Source organism: Klebsiella michiganensis (genome assembly GCA_000963575.1).
Lineage (GTDB): Bacteria > Pseudomonadota > Gammaproteobacteria > Enterobacterales > Enterobacteriaceae > Cedecea > Cedecea michiganensis_A.
Genome location: CP011077.1, coordinates 4,353,618 through 4,372,737 on the forward strand (window position 1 = coordinate 4,353,618; position 19,120 = coordinate 4,372,737).

The 19,120-nt window shown below is 55.2% G+C and carries 19 protein-coding genes and 1 tRNA gene; 12 read left to right on the top strand and 8 right to left on the bottom strand.

The window, feature by feature from the left end; genetic code table 11:
- Positions 1-241 precede the first annotated feature (241 nt).
- A complete protein-coding gene (locus VW41_20110; GenBank protein ID AJZ91157.1) occupies positions 242-1,267 on the bottom strand; it encodes a Twitching motility protein PilT in 1,026 nt (341 codons plus the stop codon).
- 16 nt (positions 1,268-1,283) lie between these two features.
- Here VW41_20110 and VW41_20115 point away from each other — a divergent pair, with 16 nt between their 5' ends.
- The 5 genes from VW41_20115 to VW41_20135 are packed head-to-tail and all read left to right on the top strand — an operon-like array spanning position 1,284 to position 4,605.
- Positions 1,284-1,988 (top strand): hypothetical protein, encoded by a 705-nt coding sequence (locus VW41_20115; GenBank protein ID AJZ91158.1) that lies wholly within the window; start codon positions 1,284-1,286, stop codon positions 1,986-1,988.
- A 24-nt stretch (positions 1,989-2,012) separates the two neighbouring features.
- Entirely contained in the window at positions 2,013-2,567 is a 555-nt protein-coding gene (locus tag VW41_20120) for a membrane protein (protein AJZ91159.1), read from the top strand.
- Positions 2,564-2,863, top strand: a complete 300-nt coding sequence (locus VW41_20125) for a hypothetical protein (GenBank protein ID AJZ91160.1) — start codon at positions 2,564-2,566, stop codon at positions 2,861-2,863. Before VW41_20120 ends, VW41_20125 begins: the two co-directional genes overlap by 4 nt.
- Before the next feature lie 13 nt (positions 2,864-2,876).
- Positions 2,877-3,470 carry a nucleoside-triphosphate diphosphatase gene (locus tag VW41_20130; protein AJZ91161.1) on the top strand — a complete coding sequence of 198 codons (594 nt, stop codon included), beginning with the start codon at positions 2,877-2,879 and terminating at the stop codon, positions 3,468-3,470.
- The gene (locus VW41_20135; protein AJZ91162.1) at positions 3,463-4,605 is read left to right on the top strand and encodes a coproporphyrinogen III oxidase; all 1,143 of its coding nucleotides are present in this window, start codon (positions 3,463-3,465) and stop codon (positions 4,603-4,605) included. The genes VW41_20130 and VW41_20135 overlap by 8 nt, the downstream gene beginning before the upstream one ends.
- Positions 4,606-4,758: 153 nt before the next feature.
- Here VW41_20135 and VW41_20140 read toward each other — a convergent pair whose 3' ends face one another.
- From VW41_20140 to trmB, 3 genes are all read right to left on the bottom strand, one after another.
- Positions 4,759-5,475: a hypothetical protein gene (locus tag VW41_20140; GenBank protein AJZ91163.1), complete on the bottom strand. Its 717-nt coding sequence runs from the start codon at positions 5,473-5,475 to the stop codon at positions 4,759-4,761.
- A gap of 67 nt (positions 5,476-5,542) precedes the next feature.
- Positions 5,543-5,869, bottom strand: coding sequence for a hypothetical protein (locus tag VW41_20145; protein ID AJZ91164.1), 327 nt, complete (start codon positions 5,867-5,869; stop codon positions 5,543-5,545).
- Complete coding sequence (gene trmB, locus VW41_20150) at positions 5,869-6,588, bottom strand: tRNA (guanine-N7)-methyltransferase (GenBank protein AJZ91165.1); 720 nt, start codon at positions 6,586-6,588, stop codon at positions 5,869-5,871. Before trmB ends, VW41_20145 begins: the two co-directional genes overlap by 1 nt.
- A gap of 149 nt (positions 6,589-6,737) precedes the next feature.
- Here trmB and VW41_20155 point away from each other — a divergent pair, with 149 nt between their 5' ends.
- Genes VW41_20155 through mltC form a run of 3 tightly spaced genes read left to right on the top strand, consistent with a single transcriptional unit; the run spans position 6,738 to position 9,227 of the window.
- A complete protein-coding gene (locus tag VW41_20155; protein AJZ91166.1) occupies positions 6,738-7,826 on the top strand; it encodes an adenine glycosylase in 1,089 nt (362 codons plus the stop codon).
- A 2-nt stretch (positions 7,827-7,828) separates the two neighbouring features.
- On the top strand, positions 7,829-8,104 hold the full coding sequence (locus tag VW41_20160; protein AJZ91167.1) for an oxidative damage protection protein: 276 nt from the start codon (positions 7,829-7,831) through the stop codon (positions 8,102-8,104).
- Between the two features lie 40 nt (positions 8,105-8,144).
- A complete protein-coding gene (gene mltC, locus VW41_20165) occupies positions 8,145-9,227 on the top strand; it encodes a murein transglycosylase (protein AJZ91168.1) in 1,083 nt (360 codons plus the stop codon).
- A 114-nt stretch (positions 9,228-9,341) separates the two neighbouring features.
- Here the strand turns inward: mltC and VW41_20170 are convergent, their stop codons facing one another.
- Positions 9,342-11,477 (bottom strand): ornithine decarboxylase, encoded by a 2,136-nt coding sequence (locus VW41_20170; GenBank protein ID AJZ91169.1) that lies wholly within the window; start codon positions 11,475-11,477, stop codon positions 9,342-9,344.
- 432 nt (positions 11,478-11,909) lie between these two features.
- Between VW41_20170 and VW41_20175 the strand changes: the two genes are divergently transcribed.
- Positions 11,910-11,985 (top strand) — tRNA-Phe (locus VW41_20175).
- A 375-nt stretch (positions 11,986-12,360) separates the two neighbouring features.
- Here VW41_20175 and VW41_20180 read toward each other — a convergent pair.
- Positions 12,361-12,756, bottom strand: a complete 396-nt coding sequence (locus tag VW41_20180) for a hypothetical protein (GenBank protein ID AJZ91170.1) — start codon at positions 12,754-12,756, stop codon at positions 12,361-12,363.
- Between the two features lie 69 nt (positions 12,757-12,825).
- The gene (locus VW41_20185) at positions 12,826-14,688 is read right to left on the bottom strand and encodes a glutathionylspermidine synthase (GenBank protein ID AJZ91171.1); all 1,863 of its coding nucleotides are present in this window, start codon (positions 14,686-14,688) and stop codon (positions 12,826-12,828) included.
- A 370-nt stretch (positions 14,689-15,058) separates the two neighbouring features.
- Between VW41_20185 and VW41_20190 the strand changes: the two genes are divergently transcribed.
- The 3 genes from VW41_20190 to VW41_20200 are packed head-to-tail and all read left to right on the top strand — an operon-like array spanning position 15,059 to position 17,632.
- A complete protein-coding gene (locus VW41_20190; GenBank protein ID AJZ91172.1) occupies positions 15,059-15,955 on the top strand; it encodes an ABC transporter substrate-binding protein in 897 nt (298 codons plus the stop codon).
- On the top strand, positions 15,952-16,878 hold the full coding sequence (locus VW41_20195; GenBank protein ID AJZ91173.1) for an amino acid ABC transporter permease: 927 nt from the start codon (positions 15,952-15,954) through the stop codon (positions 16,876-16,878). The genes VW41_20190 and VW41_20195 overlap by 4 nt, the downstream gene beginning before the upstream one ends.
- The gene (locus VW41_20200) at positions 16,871-17,632 is read left to right on the top strand and encodes an arginine ABC transporter ATP-binding protein (protein AJZ91174.1); all 762 of its coding nucleotides are present in this window, start codon (positions 16,871-16,873) and stop codon (positions 17,630-17,632) included. The genes VW41_20195 and VW41_20200 overlap by 8 nt, the downstream gene beginning before the upstream one ends.
- 17 nt (positions 17,633-17,649) lie before the next feature.
- Here the strand turns inward: VW41_20200 and VW41_20205 are convergent, their stop codons facing one another.
- Positions 17,650-18,966 carry a hypothetical protein gene (locus tag VW41_20205; GenBank protein AJZ92030.1) on the bottom strand — a complete coding sequence of 439 codons (1,317 nt, stop codon included), beginning with the start codon at positions 18,964-18,966 and terminating at the stop codon, positions 17,650-17,652.
- Positions 18,967-19,120 lie beyond the last annotated feature (154 nt).

A 19,120-nucleotide genomic window follows, 5' to 3' on the forward strand; every position in this document is an offset into this window, starting at 1 on the left:
AACGCCCGCCATTTTACGAATGGATTTGACGGTACCGACGGGCAAATCCTTTTTGGGATGTGGAACGGGGAAAGTTTTTCCGGTTGTGGGCGACCACCAGATCCAGTGGCTACCCCCAGAACGCCTGGCGGGTTCGCACCCTGCGGCCCTCAATTCCTTTATCAGCTCAGCGGAGGTCATCATGCTCTCCCTGACTGACGCCCAATATACACACCAATACACACCATAGCAATAAAAGCGTTCAAAATGTCGCCTCCCATGGCCCGCAGGCGGCCCGACTATGCACAGCAATTTTACCTTCGTGCAGCAGCTGCGCCTCGCTCTGGGCAAAGCTTTGCATACCATGCTGTTGGCCGGTTTGCAGCACGCCAGGAAGCTGGTGCGTCTTTCCTTCACGAATCAAATTTGCCACGGCCGGGGTATTGACCAAAAGTTCGTACAGCGCCACCCGGCCCCCCTCACTCGCCGGCACAAGCTTTTGTGCCAGCACGGCTTTCAGGCTTCCGGCCAGTTGGGTTTGAATAAGGCTTTTCTCCTGGGCAGGGAACACATCTACGAGCCGCTCTATCGCTTGAGCAGCGCCGCGCGTGTGCAGCGTCGCCAGGACTAAATGCCCTGTTTCTGCCGCGGTCAGTGCCAGGCCAATCGTCTCGCTATCCCTGAGCTCCCCCAGCAGAATGACGTCCGGGTCTTCCCTTAAAGCGGCTTTTAGCGCTGCAGCATAGCTTTCACAGTGCAGGCCGGGCTCCCGCTGTTGAATCAGGCAGCGGCCAGAGGCGTGAATAAATTCGATGGGGTCTTCCAGCGTTAGCACATGGCCGTCAAGATGCTGGTTGAGGTGCTGGATCATCGCGGCAAGGGTTGTAGACTTCCCGCTCCCGGTGGCACCTGTCACCAGTATCAGCCCTTCGCTTTCCCGTAAAAGCTCCCTCAGTTGGGACGGTGCGCCAAGCGCATTCAGATCCGGGCAAGAGGAGGCCAGCAATCGAAGCGCCAGCGAATAGCCTTTCTGGTGACGAAAAGCATTGCCGCGTAGCCTGATGCCGTTCATGAGCGAAAGGGAAAAATCTAACTGCCCGGCCCGGTTAAGCTGCAACTTTTGCTCTTCATTTAACCATGTGCTGAGAACCTCTTCGACTTCCGGCACCTTCTCCGGGCACACTTCCAGCCGGCCACACTTTCGCCAGCGTGCCGCCTGGCGTGCGCACAGGTGTAGATCGGAGACATTATGCTTTACACTAAGGGCCACAATTTCTTCGATATCCATATCACTTCCAACGATCATGAATGAGATAGCGCACAATCTGGCACAGGTACATGGGAAAATCTCAGCCGCTGCGGCACGTTGCGGCAGACGCCCCGAAGAAGTGACTCTACTTGCGGTCAGCAAAACCAAGCCTGCGAGCGCCCTCGCAGAAGCGATTGCGGCCGGGCAGCGCGCCTTTGGCGAAAACTATGTGCAGGAAGGCGTGGATAAAATTCACTACTTTATTGAACAAGGTGTAGAAGGACTGGAATGGCACTTTATCGGGCCGCTGCAGTCGAACAAAAGCCGCCTCGTGGCGGAGAATTTTGACTGGTGCCATACCGTCGATCGGCTGAAGATTGCCAGCAGACTCAGTGAACAACGCCCGTCAACGCTGCCGCCGTTAAACGTGCTGATTCAAATTAATATCAGCGACGAAAACAGTAAGTCCGGCATCGCGTTAAGTGAGCTGGAGCAATTGGCTGCTGAAGTGGCGGCTTTGCCGGGGCTGAGGCTGCGGGGCTTGATGGCCATCCCTGCGCCAGAACCGGATTACGAGCGCCAGCTTGCGGTTTGCCGCAAAATGGCAGAGGCCTGCAATAAGCTCAAAGACCGCTTTGCCACGGTCGATACATTATCTCTCGGCATGACCGATGACATGGAAGCCGCGATTGCCGCAGGCAGCACCATGGTGCGCATTGGAACCGCTATTTTCGGCGCGCGGGATTACCCCGCTCGTTAATCACCATCATTCTTGAGGAAAACCATGCTAACGTTGACTTTCCTGGTCAAAACCCTGATTGAGCTTTACGTAATGGTGCTGCTTATCCGCATTTGGATGCAGTGGGCACGCTGTGATTTCTACAACCCATTTGCCCAGTTTATCGTTAAAGTTACTCAGCCCGTTGTCGGGCCGCTTCGCCGCGTGCTGCCTTCCCTGGGCCCCATTGATACCTCATCCCTGCTGGTGGCGTTTATTCTCACCACGCTGAAATTCCCTATTCTGCTGCTCATCCAGTCCGGCGGGCTGTCGCTCGATCCGTTAAACTTACTCATCGGCGTTCTGTCGCTGCTGAAATCAGCCGGTACCCTGGTGTTTTGGGTGATCATCGTTCGTTCCCTGATGAGCTGGATAAGCCAGGGACGCAGCCCGATTGAATACGTGCTGATACAAATGACCGAGCCTCTGATGGCGCCGATTCGCCGCATCTTGCCTGCCATGGGGGGCATTGATTTCTCCGCCATGGTAGTCATTCTGATCCTTTATGCGCTGAACTACCTCGGTATGGACCTGTTCCCTGGACTCTGGTACGCCATTTGAGTGCTGTGACTCAGCGGCCTGACGGGCTGGTACTGCGGCTGTATATCCAGCCAAAGGCCAGCCGCGATAGCCTGGTCGGTGCGCATGGCGACGAGTTAAAGGTCGCCATCACCGCGCCACCGGTAGACGGGCAGGCCAACGCTCACCTGGTAAAATATCTGGCGAAGCAATTCCGGGTAGCGAAAGGTCAGGTAGTGATTGAGAAAGGCGAACTTGGTCGCCATAAACAAGTTAAAATTATCGACCCGCAGCAGATCCCGACGGAAGTCGCGGCATTGATTGCCCCCCTCGAATAACACAGGACTGACTATGCAAAAAGTCGTATTAGCTACCGGTAACGCCGGTAAAGTGCGTGAACTCGCCAATCTGCTGGCGGATTTTGGCTTTGATGTGGTCGCGCAAACCGAGCTGAACGTAGAGTCTGTTGAAGAGACCGGCCTGACCTTTATTGAGAATGCCATTCTCAAAGCCCGCCATGCGGCAAAAGTAACCGGGCTTCCGGCGCTGGCCGACGACTCAGGCCTGGCGGTGGATGCACTGGGCGGCGCACCGGGGATCTACTCCGCACGCTATGCGGGCGAAGATGCCAGTGACCAGCAGAATCTCGACAAGCTTCTGCAAGCGCTGAAAGAGGTGCCGGACGAAAAACGCCAGGCTCAGTTCCACTGCGTGCTGGTCTATATGCGTCATGCCGAAGACCCGACGCCGCTGGTGTTTCACGGCAGATGGCCGGGCGTGATTACCCACGAGCCAGCAGGCCAGGGTTGCTTTGGCTACGATCCTATTTTCTATGTTCCGTCCGAGGGGAAAACCGCGGCGGAGCTGACCCGCGATGAAAAGAGCGCCATCTCCCACCGTGGACAAGCGCTGAAACTGTTACTGGAAGCAATGCGTAATGGCTAATTTGCCACCTCTGAGTCTTTACATTCACATCCCCTGGTGCGTACAGAAGTGCCCGTACTGTGACTTCAACTCCCACGCCCTAAAAGGGGATGTGCCGCACGACGAATACGTCAGCCATTTGCTGCGCGATCTCGACCGCGACGTGCCTCTGGCTCAGGGACGCGAGGTAAAGACTATTTTCATCGGGGGCGGTACCCCAAGCCTGCTCTCCAGCGAAGCGATGCAAACGCTGCTGGACGGCGTGCGCTCACGCCTGAAGCTGGCGGATGACGCTGAAATCACCATGGAAGCCAACCCCGGCACCGTCGAAGCCGACCGCTTTGTTGGCTACCAGAAGGCGGGCGTGAACCGAATTTCTATCGGCGTACAGAGCTTTAGCGAACCCAAATTAAAACGCCTGGGCCGCATTCATGATGCGGGCGAAGCCAAACGTGCCGCGAACCTGGCCAGCGGCCTGGGGCTGCGCAGCTTTAACCTTGACCTGATGCACGGCCTGCCTGACCAGTCGCTCGAAGAGGCGCTGGACGACCTGCGCCAGGCCATAGCCCTAAATCCGCCGCACCTTTCCTGGTATCAGCTAACCATCGAGCCAAATACGCTGTTTGGGTCGCGCCCACCGAAGCTGCCCGATGACGACGCACTGTGGGATATCTTCGAGCAGGGCGATAAGCTGCTGACCGCCGCTGGCTACCAGCAATACGAAACCTCCGCCTATGCCAGGCCGGGCTACCAGTGTCAGCACAACCTGAACTACTGGCGTTTTGGCGATTATCTGGGGATTGGCTGTGGTGCACACGGCAAAATCACCTTCCCGGACGGGCGCATTATGCGCACGGCGAAAACGCGCCATCCGCGCGGCTATATGGAAGGAAAATATCTCGATCGCCAGCATGACGTTGAGCGGGAAGATAAACCGTTCGAATTCTTTATGAACCGCTTCCGCCTGCTGGAAGCCGCCCCGCGCAGTGAATTCACGCTTTATACCGGTTTAGATGAGGCGACGATTCGCCCACAGTTGGATGAAGCGCTGGCGAAAAACTATATGACTGAAACGGATGAGCACTGGCAGATAACCGAGCACGGGAAGCTGTTTTTAAACTCCCTGCTGGAGCTGTTTTTAGCCGACGAGTCGTAAGTTTCTGCCCTCACCCCGGCCCTCTCCCAGAGGGAGAGGGGGAAAACAAGTGATGGGAAACATGACTGATTCCCCCTCTCTTTGAGGGGGAAAACAAGTGATGGGGAACACGGTTTATTCCCTCTCCCCTATGGGGAGAGGGTGAGGGGAAAATTACTTCAGTGAACCCACAAGCCCTTTGCGCTGGTTTTCCAGCGACACCACCCGGTTACACACCTCGTGGCCGAACTGTTCAAAATCAGCCTGTTGATTATTCCACTCGTTCTGAACCGCCGTTTGCAGGCCACCCAGGTTGCCCAGCACATTCTGCAGCGGATTGCCGCCGCCTTTCAGCACGGCCTGCGCGCCCATTTCATTGATACTGTCCTGCAGAATGCCGCCCATCGCCTGGTTCACAAGTTGCTGACCGTCGGCTCTGACCTGATCGACCGCTTTATAGTGGAACGTTAGCCCGTCCTGGCGGCGTTCAATAATCCGGTTCATCTGCTCTTTTAGCTGGGCATCCAGCTTGGTCAGGCGGTTACGCATGCTGCTGCTTTCCCCGACCTGTTTAGCAATAATGCCGTCCAGCGCGATGCGGCTTTTCTCTACGCGAGAGCGGGCACCATTATCGATCCACGGCAAATCCGTGCGCAGTGCTTTCTGGTAGTTCAATGCCTGCTGGCGCTGCGCGGTGGTCAGCGTCTTCTGAACACCGTTGTATTTCACGCTGCCGTCAGGCGCGATGATCAAGTTGCCGTTCTCACCCACAACCTGCACGGACTGCGGGTTAATGACCACGTCATCGCGTGGATTGGCGCTGCACTGGTAGTCCGCGTGAGCAGAAGCGGCGGTAACCAGAAGCGCACCTAAAAGAACCTTACGGATCATATTCTCTCCTGAAAAATCAGCTCCTGAAAAAAAGGCCGGTTAATTAACCAGCCTGTTTTGCTAAAGCTTAGTCCCACCAGACGTCGAACAGATCGCTGATGCGAACATCTTCGAGCTTGCGGTCTTCCAACCATTTACGCACCAGCGCCTGATGCTCTTCGGTGCATTTCCCAATCTCTTCCATGCACACCAGACCTTCCCAGACCAGGTAACCGCTGCCGTCAAACGCCAGCTTATTCGGCGCAATCACTTCGGCGATCAGCTCGTCCACGGTTTTATCGATTTGCTCTTCGGAAGTGCCCTCCGGGAAGCGCCAGGCAATCGAGAACCCCAGTTCCTGGAACTCTTCGATATGCATTTTCTTACGCAGACGACGGCTACGATTCTTTGCCATTATTTCACCCTCTCGAACATTAAGTCCCATACGCCGTGGCCAAGACGATGGCCACGTTGTTCAAATTTGGTTACCGGACGCGAATCCGGACGCGGTACGTAGTCGTGACTCTCCGACTGATTTTTATACCCTTCGATAGAGGACATCACTTCGAGCATATGTTCCGCATAAGGTTCCCAGTCGGTGGCCATATGGAACACGCCGCCCAGCTTCAGCTTGCGTTTCACCAGGTCCGCAAAAGGTACCTGAACGATACGGCGTTTATTATGACGTGCTTTGTGCCATGGATCAGGGAAAAACAGCTGAACCATGTTCAAAGAATTGTCAGGAATCATGTTTTCCAGCACTTCAACCGCGTCGTGACACATCACGCGGAGGTTCTCCACGCCCGCCTCATGAGCGGTGCTCAGGCATGCGCCAACGCCCGGGGAATGCACTTCTATACCCAGATAGTTATGCTGTGGATTGGTCTGCGCCATAGTCACCAGCGAAGTCCCCATGCCAAAACCGATTTCCAGCGTGACCGGCGCTTCGCGGCCAAAAATCTCGCTAAAACCAGCTGGTTCGGCCTGGAACTCAACGCCCATCACCGGCCAGTAGTTATCCAGCGCGTGCTGCTGGCCTTTTGTCAGCCGCCCCTGGCGACGGACAAAGCTGCGGATGCGGCGCAGTACACGGCCTTCTTCATTAAATTCCGGTGAAATGACGTCATTCTTCATGGTTTTCTTAACGCTTCGCTTAGTGTTCGGGAAACGGGCATTATCCAAAGTTAAGGGTGAGAAGCAAGTGGCAGAAAGTTCCGGTTTACAGCTTTACGCCTCTGTGCTGGAATCGGCTCCTTTATTACACCTTTGCCGGATATCCCGCGTTGACGATGCAAGCCCCTCAATTCGCCCAACAAGTCCTCGACTGGTACCACAAGTATGGGCGCAAAACCCTGCCGTGGCAGCAGGAGAAAACGCCTTATAAAGTATGGCTCTCTGAGGTGATGTTGCAACAAACCCAGGTCGCGACGGTCATTCCTTATTTTGAGCGCTTTATGGCGCGCTTCCCAACCGTTACCGATCTGGCAAAAGCCCCGCTGGATGAAGTGCTGCATCTGTGGACCGGGCTGGGCTATTACGCCCGCGCGCGTAATCTGCATAAAGCGGCGCAGCAGGTGGCCGATAAACACGGCGGCGTTTTCCCCCAGACATATGACGAAGTTGCCGACCTGCCGGGCGTCGGACGCTCTACCGCAGGCGCAATTCTGTCCCTTTCGTTGGGTAAACACTTCCCGATTCTCGACGGTAACGTTAAGCGTGTGCTCGCCCGTTGCTATGCCGTTTCCGGCTGGCCAGGCAAAAAAGAGGTTGAAAACCGCCTCTGGGAAATCAGCGAGCGCGTAACCCCGGCGCAGGGCGTTAGCCAGTTTAACCAGGCGATGATGGATCTCGGCGCCATGGTCTGCACCCGTTCAAAGCCTAAATGCGAACTTTGCCCGCTAAACAACGGCTGCGTGGCTTATGCCAACCATAGCTGGGCGAATTATCCGGGCAAGAAACCTAAAGTGACGCTGCCGGAGCGCACCGGCTATATGCTGATGATGCAGCATGGTGATGACGTGTTCCTGGCACAGCGCCCGGCCGTGGGGCTATGGGGAGGCTTATTCTGCTTCCCACAGTTCGCTGAAGAACAAGAATTACATAGCTGGCTGGAGCAGCGCGGCATTCCGGCTGATAATCTCACGCAGTTAACGGCTTTCCGCCACACCTTTAGCCATTTCCATTTGGACATTGTGCCGATGTGGCTTCCGGTGTCCTCGATGGGCGGCTGCATGGATGAAGGCCCCGCTCTCTGGTATAACTTAGGCCAGCCACCATCTGTCGGGCTGGCGGCTCCCGTAGAGCGCCTGCTACAACAATTACGTGCCGAACCGGTTGCCTTAGCGCCCGTTCGCGCCGAAGAAGAGGAATAGTCATGAGCAGAACGATTTTTTGTACTTACCTGCAGCGCGAAGCTGAAGGCCAGGATTTTCAACTGTATCCAGGTGAACTGGGCAAGCGGATCTACAACGAAATCTCTAAAGAAGCCTGGGCACAATGGCAGTCCAAGCAAACCATGCTTATCAATGAAAGAAAGATGAGCATGATGAACCCGGAACACCGTAAAGAGCTGGAAAACGAGATGGTTAATTTCCTGTTTGAAGGGAAAGAAGTCCATATCGAAGGCTTCACCCCGCCAGAAAAACAGTAATCGTCGGCACCTTTTTGCAAACACAACACGCATACACGGAATGATGAAAAAACTTCTCGCGCTGGCTCTCGTGGCCCCGTTGCTGATCTCCTGTTCCAGTAAAAAAGGCGATGACGCTTTTAACGAAGCCTACGTCAAGGACACCAACGGGTTTGATATTTTAATGGGGCAATTTGCCAATAACATTGAAAATATCTGGGGTATCAAAGAGGTACTGATTGCAGGCCCGAAAGATTACGTCAAATACACCGACCAATATCTGACGCGCAGCCACATTAACTTCGACGAAGGTACCATCACCGTTGAGACCATCGCGGGCACCGATCCTGCCGCGCACCTGCGCCAGGCAATCATTACTACCCTGCTGATGGGGGACGACCCTGGCTCGATAGATCTCTATTCCGACGCCAACGATGTCCAGATATCCAAAGAGCCGTTCCTTTACGGGCAGGTAGTGGATAACACCGGTCAACCCATTCGTTGGGAGGGCCGTGCGACGAAGTTTGCCGACTATCTGCTGCAAACACGCCTGCAAAAGCGCAGTACCGGGCTGAAAATCGTCTATAGCGTTACCATCAACCTTGTGCCTAACCACCTCGATAAGCGTGCCCATAAATACATCGGTATGGTGCGTAAAGCTTCGAAGAAATACGGCGTGGATGAATCGTTGATTCTGGCTATCATGCAGACTGAATCCAGCTTCAACCCATACGCGGTTAGCCACGCGGATGCGCTGGGCCTGATGCAGGTTGTTCAGCACAGCGCAGGGGTAGACGTGTTTAAGGCTCAGGGAAAATGGGGTAAACCAAGCCGCAGCTTCCTGTTCGATCCGGAAAGCAATATCGATACCGGCACGGCTTATCTGGCGATTTTGCAGAACAGCTATCTGGGGCAGATTGATAACCCAACGTCGCGTCGCTATGCGGTCATTACTGCGTATAACGGCGGCGCAGGCAGCGTGCTGCGGGTGTTCTCTAACGATAAGACGCAGGCGTTTAGCCTGATTAACAGCATGGCGCCGGGCGATGTCTATCAAACACTGACCACCCGCCACCCGTCCGCTGAGTCTCGTCGCTATCTGTATAAAGTGAATAACGCCCAGAAGAGCTATCGTCGGCGGTAATGTCCCCTCACCCTCTCCTTAAAAAGGAGAGGGTGTTTTCTGAGACTACATTTCGTAACCCCTGTTTGCTCCTTCCTCCCCTGGGGAGAGGGCTGGGTGAGGGACAATTTCCTCTTACTTCAACATATAGCCATACAGCCGCTTAATGCCGTCCGAATCCGTCTCGCTGTACACGCCCTGCAGCTCAGGAGAGAAACCCGGTAGCATATTCACGCCCTCTTCCAGCGCCAGGAAGTAGCGCAGCGCCGCCCCGCCCCAAACTTCACCCGGTACCACGCAAAGCACGCCCGGAGGATAAGGCAATGCGCCTTCCGCCGCGATGCGTCCCTCGGATTCACTCAGGCGCACCAGCTCCACGTTGCCGCGAATAAACTCGATGTTGGCGTCCTGCGGGTTCATCACCACGGCAGGCAGGCTCTCCTTGCGGAACATCGCTTTCTGCAACTCTTTCACCTCGAAGCTCACGTACAGGTCGTGCATCTCCTGGCAAAGCTGGCGCAGCGTGTAGCCTTTATAGCGCACCGGGTATTTCTGATAAATCGTTGGCAGCACGTCCGCCAGCGGCGTGTCGTCCTCAATATGCTGCTCAAACTGTGCCAGCATGGCGACCAGCTGAGCCAGCTTCTCGTGGCTTTCCGCCGGGGTGAGCAGGAACAGGATCGAGTTAAGATCCGATTTCTCAGGCACAATCCCGTTTTCACGCAGATAATTAGCGAGGATCGCCGCAGGCACGCCGAACTCGGTATAGCTGCCGGTTTGCGGATCGATGCCCGGCGTGGTGAGCAGCAGCTTGCAGGGATCGACAAAATATTCGTCCTTCGCATAGCCCTCAAAGCCGTGCCAGCGCTCACCCGGCTCAAAGCTGAAGAAACGGCGCTCCTGAGCGATCTTCTCCGTGGGGTGATCCTGCCACGGGCGCCCAGCCACTTCGGGTGGAATAAACGGTTTAATCATCTTACAGTTAGCGATAATCGCCTTACGCGCCTCAATGCCCAGCGCCACGCATTCCGCCCACAGGCGGCGACCACTTTCGCCTTCATGGATCTTGGCGTTCACATCCAGCGCGGCAAACAGCGGGTAGAAGGGGCTGGTTGAGGCATGCAGCATAAAAGCATTGTTCAGCCGCTTGTGCGGGCAGAAGCGAGCCTGCCCGCGAAGGTGATTGTCTTTTTTATGGATCTGCGAAGTCTGGGAGAATCCGGCCTGCTGCTTGTGAACCGACTGGGTAACAAAGATCCCCGGATCGTTTTCGTTCAGTTCCAGAAGCAGTGGTGAACAATCAGCCATCATCGGAATAAACTGCTCGTAGCCGACCCACGCCGAATCAAAAAGGATGTAATCACAAAGATGCCCGATGTTATCCACCACCTGACGGGCGTTATAAATGGTGCCGTCATAGGTTCCGAGCTGGATAACCGCCAGGCGGAACGGCCTGGCCTCCTGAGCACGTTCAGGCGCCACTTCCGCAATCAGCTCCCGAAGATATTTCTCATCAAAACAGTGCGCGTCAATGCCGCCAATAAAACCAAATGGATTACGTGAAGCTTCCAGATAAACCGGCGTCGCACCGGCCTGGATGAGCGCCCCGTGATGGTTTGATTTATGGTTGTTGCGGTCAAACAGGACCAGGTCACCACGCGTCAGCAGCGCATTGGTCACTACTTTGTTCGCCGCAGAGGTACCGTTCAGCACGAAGTAGGTTTTGTCGGCGTGGAAAACTTTGGCGGCAAACTTCTGGGCATGCTTGGCCGAGCCCTCGTGGATAAGCAAATCCCCCAGTTTGACGTCCGCGTTGCACATATCGGCACGAAACACATTCTCGCCAAAGAAATCATAAAACTGCCGGCCCGCCGGGTGTTTTTTGAAGAATTTGCCGTGCTGGTGACCCGGACAGGCAAAAGTGCTGTTGTCCATCGCCACGTACTTCGTCAGCGTGTTGAAAAACGGCGGCAACAGCGCTTCTTCGTAGTCGCTGGCCGCGGTTTCCAGTTCCAGATAATCCTGGGCTTTTCCGGTTATCACGCCGGTTACCGCAGGCAAACCGTCAACGGCGGCCTCACTGAAAATAAATACCGGTAAATTAAAACCCGTGCGTTTTAGCAAGGCCAGAATGCCGCTGCGGCTGTCCGCAACGGAGATGGCAACTGCCGCCACATCGGTGAAGTCGGTCTCGTCGAGCGTGACCACTTCGCGATGCGTGGAGAGTAATGCAGCCACGTCGTGGCTGGCGGCAATTTTCAGTGATTTCATAAGCACAAATCCCCGTCTGCAAGGATGAGTGAGTGCCAACCGGCACGGCAAAGGGAAAATTCCCCAACGAAGGCGTTCTGAGGGTCTTAGGTGTGAATCCACTTCGACCGCCAGACATCAGTAAAACCAGGCGACTCCTGATTTTACTGATGTCCTGCAGCGAGCAGGCGTTGCCCTCACCGCATGGTGAGCAAGGGACTTCGGAAGGTAATAGCAGCACGGACGAGCGCCATCCCGAAAGATGCATGGGAATTGAGAGTAAACATCAAGGCGCCCCGTAGTGGATAACAAAACTGGCGCAATCATGGCACCTTCTGCCAGGGGGTTCAACATGAAGTCTGTAACAGCCCGCACATAAATCAGGCAAACGCACCGTACGGTGCAACAAAGCCATTGACGCGGAATAGGGTTTACGGTTTAATGCGCCCCGTTGCCCGGATAGCTCAGTCGGTAGAGCAGGGGATTGAAAATCCCCGTGTCCTTGGTTCGATTCCGAGTCCGGGCACCACTATTTAGAAGAACCAGCCTACGGGCTGGTTTTTTGCTTTTGGCGATACGGCCTCTGCATCGAACTAACGTTCGATGATTCGCCTCATCCATGAGGCTCACCCCTTCGGGGCCAGCGCAAGCGCTGTTCAAAAACGTTCCTGCCGTTTTAGTATTCGCCTCATCCATGAGGCTCCCCCCTTCGGGGCCAGCGCAAGCGCTGTTCAAAAACGTTCCCGACGTTTTAGTATTCGCCTCATCCATGAGGCTCACCCCTTTGGGGCCAGCGCAAGCGCTGTTCAAAAACGTTCCCGACGTTTTAGTATTCGCCTCATCCGTGAGGCTCACCCCTTAGAGGCCAGCGCAGGCGCTGTTCAAAAACGTTCCCGACGTTTTATTATTCGCCGCATCTTGACCCACTAATTATTCGTTCTTTGTCACCGTTCTTTATCGTCAGCTGAATAGCCGACATCTTGTTACTTTCCTTGATGGTTATTACCTCAGCACTAAATTCCCCAGTATCAATTAATCCAGTGCGCATCTGCATTTTGGCATTTTTCTTCCACTTATCGTTGTAAACAGGCGTGGTTTGAAAATCTAAATCAGTGCCATTAATGCTGATAGATAATAAATTGCCTCTTTCTGCATAGTTAAGTGGATATCTGGATACACCACCCGCTACGGCTTCTCCAGTGCTGATCTGTGTATCCCGAATCAGAACGCCAGTACATTGTTCGGCCAATGCCGCACCAGAGGTGAAAAGACCTATAACAATAGTTAGTATTTTTTTCATCGCATAATCACATCACAAAAATAAAGAGCCCCATCAATAACAGGGGGCTCTATTTTCCATTTAAATAATCTACCTGTCTTTGACCACAATCAGTGGTTCGATATCGCTCTCTTTTTTAATCACCAGCGAATCATCCCCACGCAAACAAGTGCCGCCGTAGCTGCCGCCCACGGTAAAAGTGCAGACCTGGATGTATTTGCCATCCACCTTCGGCAGGCACCACAGCTGCTGATAGATGTTCTTGCGGTCAACGAACTTGCCGCTGGTTTTATCCAGCAGTTCATCGTGGTGGCTTACCAGATCGATATTGCTGCCGCAGCGCCCGGCTATCGGCTTCACCGCGTAACCCGTTTTTGCCAGCAGGTCGTTCACCTCGAAATCCGTATCCAGCAGGTAACGGTGGTTCGGGAACAGCTGCCAGAGCACCGGCAGAATGGCTTTGTTGCCGGGGATAACCGTCCACAGCGGCTCAAACACCAGCACTTCCGGGCGAAGTAATACGTCAATCAGGCGCACTTCTCCCTGCGGATGACCTGTACGGATTGGCACGGCGGCATACTCGGTTTCGCTAACCTCACGAATTTGCTCAATTGCCGTTTCCCAAGCCCAGGTCTTCCAGACGCAGTTCACCGCCCGGCCATCATTATCAATAAGCTGCCCGGCGCTATCCCAGTTTAGCTCGCCAAGGCCGTGCAATATTTTGATCTCAAACCCGGCCTGCATCAGCGAACGCTGCATGAACAACGCGTGGTAATCCTCTTCAGCGTCATTGTCCTGCATGATGTGGACAAACGGGCGAGCGCTGCTGTGCTTCCAGGCCCCGGTTAGCTCCTCCAGTAATCCTTCCGCCGGATTATGGCCGGTACCGCGATAGCCCGTCTTAACCCACTCCTCAAGAATCAGTCCGCTCTCGGTGTGGCAGGAGGCAGAATCGGCGTTATATTCGTACACCTTTAACCCGCGCTCATCCATGCAAAAATCCATGCGGCCGGAGACCATCTGGTGGCGGCGCCACTGCCAGGAAAGGCGCAGGCGAGGCCAGAGGATTTTTGGAATATCAAACAGCGCCAGAAGATTGTCATCTTTCAGCACCTTGTCCGTAGCGTGCAGATACATCAGATGCAGCTCGTTGGTGGCCTTAATCAGCTCCTGCTCGGCGCTTTCGGTGATAATGAAGTACTGGCAGGGATCTTGATTAATAATGTGGCCATTGGCCTGTATATAGGCCCGCTGGAGTTCATCTTTTTCATTCAACCACTTGCCGTCGAACTGGCGCTTATTGGCCAGGCGAGCACCACCAATTTTTAACGCTTCACCGCCGATGTCTGGCTGTGGCTCGCTGTGGGCAGTATCTTCAGTCTGGATCATCCAGCCAAGAATCGACGTGTCGGCAAAAGTATCCTCCAGCGTGTAACAACCGTCGTACTCAACCAGGGTTAGCTCACGCGTCCATTGTTGTCCGGCGGGCAACGGCGCATGAACCACGTTCTGCTCGGCGATGCGCACTTTATTGCCGAGAAGCTGAGTAATCACGGCGACATGGCCGGTTTCATGGAACTCGCCGCCCTTCTGCCAGATAAGCAGCGCGCCCGCCTCCGGCGCCCGTTTTGAGCCATTAGCAAAGGCCTGCAGCGGCAGAATATTGTCATTCACCACCTGACGTAAAAAGCGCAGCGAGAAGATTTCCCACGCCATGTGAACGTCGGTAAACACAAAGCCGTAGTTTAAGAAGAGGAAGCGGCGCGCGAACTCTACGCACTGCCACTTGTGGCCCATATATTCGTTGCCGATGTAGCTGCGAAATTCAGCTTCTTCGGGGTAATTACGCGGGTCAAGGCTACCGTAGTTAGAAGAGTAAATGGCCACGCCGCCCGGCGCATAACCTAAAAGTGTACCGAAGGGCGCGTCGTTGTCTGGTGTTCCTGTATGCATGTGTCCAACCTAAATCAGGCAGGCGGCAAAGGTCACGCTGATTGTCGTCTGCACGTTAAAATTAACCTGACAGAGAAGTCATCATCATACACCTCTGCGACTCACTTTGTGCAGAGACGAAGCGGCTAACCGCCCCAATTTTAAAACACCACATCGGCAAAACGTTTTGCCATTTAACAGAAATAGTTATCCGTTATTCGCATTTGTTAAGCCCGCCGTTATTCCCTGAGAATGGCCCCTGCCGACGATGTAGGGCGCTCCTGCATTTAAAAATGAAAACACGTTTTTCAACATTGAGTCCGGGTTTCCACCGGGCATATTGCCCCCGAGGCGGGGAGCTGTAATTCGTTAATATCAGGAGAAAATCCCAGTGAAAATAGCAAAAGGCCTGACCCTTATGGCCCTCGCCATGTCGACTCACTCAGCATTCGCGGCAGAAGCGGCGGTGCCGACAGACAGCACGCTGCACGTCAAAGCCGATCCCTCATTAAAAAGCTTGCTGCCTGCCGATATCGCCCAGCGTGGGTATATCGTGGCGGGCACCAACCCCAATACGCCGCCAACCACGTTCTACAAAGAAGACAATAAAACCCTGGCAGGCAGAGAAATTGACGTGATGAACGCGGTAGGCGAAAGGCTTGGTCTGGCCGTGCAGTGGCGGGACACGGGTGGGTTCGACAATATTATTCCAGGCCTGAAAACGGGCCGCTACGATGTCGCGCTGTCCAATATTAACGCGACCCAGGCGCGCCTGAAGCAGGTTGATTTTGTGGGCTACTACAACGCCAGCAGGCTGGGCATTATTTCGCTGAAAAGCGCCAACATCACGCCGTTTAAAACCTTCGACGCCGTATGTGGGAAAGAAGTCGGCGCGGGCGCAGGCACCACGCAAATTACCCGTCTGGAAGAAGCCGGCAAAGCGTGTGAAGCCGCCGGCAAGCCGCCCATAAAAATTGCCGTATTCCCGGACCGCCCGGCAGGCGTTCAGGCGGTAGTGAGCGGCCGCGTCCCGATGTTCTTTGGTCCTTATGAAGGGCTGACCTGGCAAGTGAAGCTCATCAAACCTCTGGCGATGAGCGGCGAAATTGCCGTCAATGATGCGCCAGTTTCCGTTGCCTTCCCGAAGGGATCTGCGCTTGAACCCGCGGTACAGGCCGCACTGAACTCGCTTATCAAAGACGGCAGCTATCAGAAAATCCTCGACAACTGGGGCATTGGCTATGGTGCCGTCACCGAAGCCAAACGTAATGAAGAGATCTTTAAATGAATCCGTCACCAGACAGTACGGACGATTTGCGCATTGTCGGTAAACGCTATTATGGCCGCTGGCTAAGCGCGTTGGTGGTGTTGATTTGCGTCGTCGCCATGGCGCATTCGATGATCAACAACCCACGTTTTGAATGGGGCGTTATCGCACAAAGCTTTACCGAAACATCTATTTTGCAGGGCGTGTTAATGACCCTGCAACTAACGGCTATTTCCGTGGTTCTGGGCTTTGCTTTCGGCACCGTTCTGGCGTTAATGCGCCTCTCATCCAATCCGGTACTTGTCGCCGTGAGCTGGGGCTATACGTGGTTTTTCCGCGGCGTGCCGATGCTGGTTCAGCTATTTCTTTGGTATAACATCGCCGCGCTTTATCCCACGATTTCACTCTCACTTCCGGGAATAGGCGAACTCTGGAGCGCACAATCTAACGCGCTAATCAGCCCGTTTAGCGCGGCGGTCATTGCCCTGGTGATGCACCAATCCGCCTACGCGGCAGAGATAGTGCGGGCGGGCATTCAGAGCGTCAGCAACGGGCAACTGGAGGCCGCCAGAGCGCTTGGCTACCGTCCGGCGCAAATCTTCCGCCATACCATCCTGCCGCAGGCCATGCGCGCTATCCTGCCTCCCGCCGGGAATGAAGTTATCGGCCAGCTCAAAACCACCGCCGTGGTGTCCGTTATTTCGCTGCAGGATGTGCTGTTCTCCGCGCAGATTATCTACCAAAGAACGTATGAGGTTATCCCGCTGCTGCTGGTCGCCACGCTCTGGTATTTGCTGCTCACCTCGGTGCTGTCCGTCGGCCAATATTATGTTGAACGCTATTTCTCCCGCGGTATTACCCGTGGGGCGAAACGTAGCCTGCTAAAAACACTGCTCGATGGCTTTGCCCCGCAGCGCAGAGAAAGGAGTACCAGCCATGGCTGAGGCAATTACCCTGCGTAAGGTCACCAAACACTTTTCGGGCGTGACCGTTCTTGACGAGGTCAACCTGGACATTCCCGCCGGTTCGGTCACCGTTATTCTTGGGCCATCGGGCTCAGGGAAATCGACGCTGCTGCGCTGCATCAATCACCTGGAAAAACTGGACGGCGGCACGATTCGTATCGGGGGCGAACTGGTAGGATACAAACAAAAAGGCAATGCCCTGCACGAGCTCAGCAGCCGGGAAATCGCCCGTCAGCGCAGTGAAATTGGCATGGTGTTTCAGCAATTCAACCTGTTCCCTCACCGCACGGTGCTGCAAAATATCACCGACGCGCCCGTGCGGGTGAAAAACCAAAGCCGCCAGCAGGCCACGGAAAAAGCGCGGGCGCTCTTACGCCAGGTCGGGCTTTCCGGGCGCGAAGAGGAGTGGCCGCAGAACCTTTCAGGCGGCCAACAGCAACGCGTAGCGATTGCGCGGGCGCTGGCTATGGACCCCGGCGTGATGCTGTTCGACGAACCCACCTCCGCGCTGGATCCCGAACTGGTGGGTGAAGTATTACAGGCCATCAAACAGCTGGCCCACTCCGGGATCACCATGGTGATTGTGACCCACGAAATCGGCTTTGCACGGGAAGTTGCCGACAATATCGTGTTTATGGAAAACGGCAAAATTGTCGCCGCCGGTCCCACTCAGCAAGTGCTGGATGACCCAAACAACGCGCGCGTCCGCAACTTCATCGCCACCGTGCTGTAAGGGCTTTTTGATAGCAACTAAAGCGCATCGTTCAGCGCCAGTATCAGCTGGCGCAAATCCTCTTCATTTTCCAGACGGGAAACGCGGGCAAACAGGCTGGTTTTATCGGGTGTACTCGCAGCCTCAAGCTTAGCCAGCACGTTTACCGGAGTGGCCAGCGACTGCTGACGGGTGCGGCGCTGGCGTAGCGTTTCGCCATTATTAAGATAAAGCGTCACTTCATGAAAGCGCCGGGCGGGGTCAATGGCATCCGGCGGCGCGCTGTCATCCGGGGTGCGTACCACTTTTTCCGCCAGGAGCATAATCTCTGCGTTAACGTCACCTTCGGCAAAATCAGCCATCCTTAAATCGTTGTAAATCAGCATCCCCGCGATGACATATTCGAGGCTAAATCGCGCTTCTATACCGTTTTTCGGCACGCGCACTGAGGCCGCAATATCCCCGCCGGGCGGGAATGCCACCGTGATACGCTCAATGCTGCGCAGCAGATCGGCAACCGGCCGCCCTGCCGCCTGCCAGCGCCGGCGGATCTCACGGCTGGCCTCCGCCGCACTGTGCGTCCCGGCACAGGTTGCGAACGGCTTAAACTCAAGCCCCGGGCTGATAATGCGCCACGGCTGCCCCCACCCCTGCAGCAGTTTCTCGGGTAAGGCTTCGCTCCCGCTGCCAATGTGTAAGAAGGCTTCCAGTACCCCTTCCGCTTTGCCATCGAAACCCGCCAGCGCCAGCTGCGTGGCGCGTACCGCGTTTTCTGCCGCCAGTCCGGCATGGAGCGGCTTTACCGCTGAACCAAACTGCGCGCGCAGCCCGCTGGCCTGGGTTGCGGCTATCCCTAGCGCAATTGCCGTCTGCTCTGCCGTGGCGCCGGTGAAACGTGCCAGGGCCGCCGTGGCCGCAAGCGCCCCCAGGGAAGCCGTGTTGTGGTAGCCAAGCGTGTAGTGCTTTTGCGTGACGGCCAGCCCCAGCCGCCCGGCCACTTCAACGCCAATCGCGTAGGCGTCAAAAAAGTGCCCCAGGCTTAACGCCGGCATCTCACCCGCCCAGGCCAGCAGCGCCGGCAGAATCACCACGCCGGGATGGCCACGAAAATCAGCGTGAAAATCATCATAGTCCAGCGCGTGTCCGGCATACCCCAGCCGCAAGGCAAGAGCAGACGGGGATCTCTCCTGATAAACGGCCTTTAAAACAGGCAAACCGCTGTCCGGGACCTGCTGCGTTAACACCGGCCAGCTCACGGCAAAGAAATCCTGCAGCCCCTGCCGCGCTTTTTCCTGCACGGTGGGATCGGGCTGAGAGCTGGCAATCAACTGGCTAAGCGACGCGGTCAGGCTCATCTTATTCTGCATTTTTACCCTCGAAGAGATTGCGTGGCACAGCGCAGCAGAATAGCAACAAAGCCCTCGCCTTCTATATCTGAAATCAGGCAAAGGTTATGCAAATTTGTGAATAGCAATCGCCTAATTATGCATTGCTTAAATTTCGCGTTGC

Coding starts and splice junctions, on each gene's coding strand:
- VW41_20135 (AJZ91162.1), top strand. CDS start 3,463: ATGGCTAATTTGCCACCTCTGAGTCTTTACATTCACATCCCCTGGTGC.
- VW41_20120 (AJZ91159.1), top strand. CDS start 2,013: ATGCTAACGTTGACTTTCCTGGTCAAAACCCTGATTGAGCTTTACGTA.
- VW41_20180 (AJZ91170.1), bottom strand. CDS start 12,756: ATGAAAAAAATACTAACTATTGTTATAGGTCTTTTCACCTCTGGTGCG.
- VW41_20110 (AJZ91157.1), bottom strand. CDS start 1,267: ATGGATATCGAAGAAATTGTGGCCCTTAGTGTAAAGCATAATGTCTCC.
- VW41_20130 (AJZ91161.1), top strand. CDS start 2,877: ATGCAAAAAGTCGTATTAGCTACCGGTAACGCCGGTAAAGTGCGTGAA.
- VW41_20205 (AJZ92030.1), bottom strand. CDS start 18,966: ATGAGCCTGACCGCGTCGCTTAGCCAGTTGATTGCCAGCTCTCAGCCC.
- VW41_20145 (AJZ91164.1), bottom strand. CDS start 5,869: ATGGCAAAGAATCGTAGCCGTCGTCTGCGTAAGAAAATGCATATCGAA.
- VW41_20115 (AJZ91158.1), top strand. CDS start 1,284: ATGAATGAGATAGCGCACAATCTGGCACAGGTACATGGGAAAATCTCA.
- trmB (AJZ91165.1), bottom strand. CDS start 6,588: ATGAAGAATGACGTCATTTCACCGGAATTTAATGAAGAAGGCCGTGTA.
- VW41_20185 (AJZ91171.1), bottom strand. CDS start 14,688: ATGCATACAGGAACACCAGACAACGACGCGCCCTTCGGTACACTTTTA.
- VW41_20140 (AJZ91163.1), bottom strand. CDS start 5,475: ATGATCCGTAAGGTTCTTTTAGGTGCGCTTCTGGTTACCGCCGCTTCT.
- VW41_20160 (AJZ91167.1), top strand. CDS start 7,829: ATGAGCAGAACGATTTTTTGTACTTACCTGCAGCGCGAAGCTGAAGGC.
- VW41_20170 (AJZ91169.1), bottom strand. CDS start 11,477: ATGAAATCACTGAAAATTGCCGCCAGCCACGACGTGGCTGCATTACTC.
- VW41_20195 (AJZ91173.1), top strand. CDS start 15,952: ATGAATCCGTCACCAGACAGTACGGACGATTTGCGCATTGTCGGTAAA.
- VW41_20200 (AJZ91174.1), top strand. CDS start 16,871: ATGGCTGAGGCAATTACCCTGCGTAAGGTCACCAAACACTTTTCGGGC.
- mltC (AJZ91168.1), top strand. CDS start 8,145: ATGATGAAAAAACTTCTCGCGCTGGCTCTCGTGGCCCCGTTGCTGATC.